General features: G+C 39.1%; 1 protein-coding gene. It reads right to left on the bottom strand.

Going from position 1 to position 809, the window contains the following annotated elements; translation table 11 throughout:
- Positions 1–809, bottom strand: an 809-nt coding sequence (locus U860_RS32080; protein ID WP_025150943.1) for an SH3 domain-containing protein, incomplete at both ends; no start/stop codon positions are given.

The following is an 809-nucleotide window of genomic DNA, read 5'->3' as shown; positions in this document are numbered from 1 at the left end:
TACTCGTAAACTTGTCGCATTGATCATTCCTACTTCTTGCGTTCCATTTGTAATGTTTTCCGCTGGCTTTTCTTCTTGCTTTCCTGCTTCTAATTTCACAAATTCTAAGGATACGTAGCCTTCTTTTCCTTGATAGCTGATTTTCGCCCAGCCGTTTGCTTTTCCTAACACTGTTACTTTCTCGCCATTTTTCAAGTTTCCTAAAATTGAACTACTTGTATTCGCTGCACTTCTTACTCGGAGGCTTGTCGCGTTTATTGTTCCTACTTCTTGTGTTCCATTTGTAATGTTTTCCGCTGGCTTTTCTTCTTGTTTTCCTGCTTCTAATTTCACAAATTCTAACGACACATAACCTTCTTTTCCTTGATAATTGATTTTCGCCCAGCCGTTTGCTTTTCCTAACACTGTTACTTTCTCGCCATTTTTCAAGTTTCCTAGAACTGCGCTACTTGTATTTGCCGCACTTCTTACTCGTAAACTTGTCGCATTGATCATTCCTACTTCTTGCGTTCCATTTGTAATGTTTTCCGCTGGCTTTTCTTCTTGCTTTCCTGCCTCTAATTTCACAAATTCTAGCGATACATAGCCTTCTTTTCCTTGGTAGCTGATTTTTGCCCAGCCGTTTGCTTTTCCTAACACTGTTACTTTTTCGCCATTTTTTAAGTTTCCTAGAACTGCGCTACTTGTATTTGCCGCACTTCTTACTCGTAAACTTGTCGCGTTTATTGTTCCTGTTTCTTCTGCACCATTTTTAATGTTTTCCGCTGGCTTTTCTTCTTGTTTTCCTGCTTCTAATTTCACAAATTCTA

Source organism: Bacillus sp. H1a (genome assembly GCF_000633475.1).
GTDB classification, from domain to species: Bacteria; Bacillota; Bacilli; order Bacillales; family Bacillaceae_G; genus Bacillus_A; species Bacillus_A paramycoides.
Note: the sequence above shows the minus strand (reverse complement) of the source record. Positions and strands in the feature narration are given on the sequence as shown.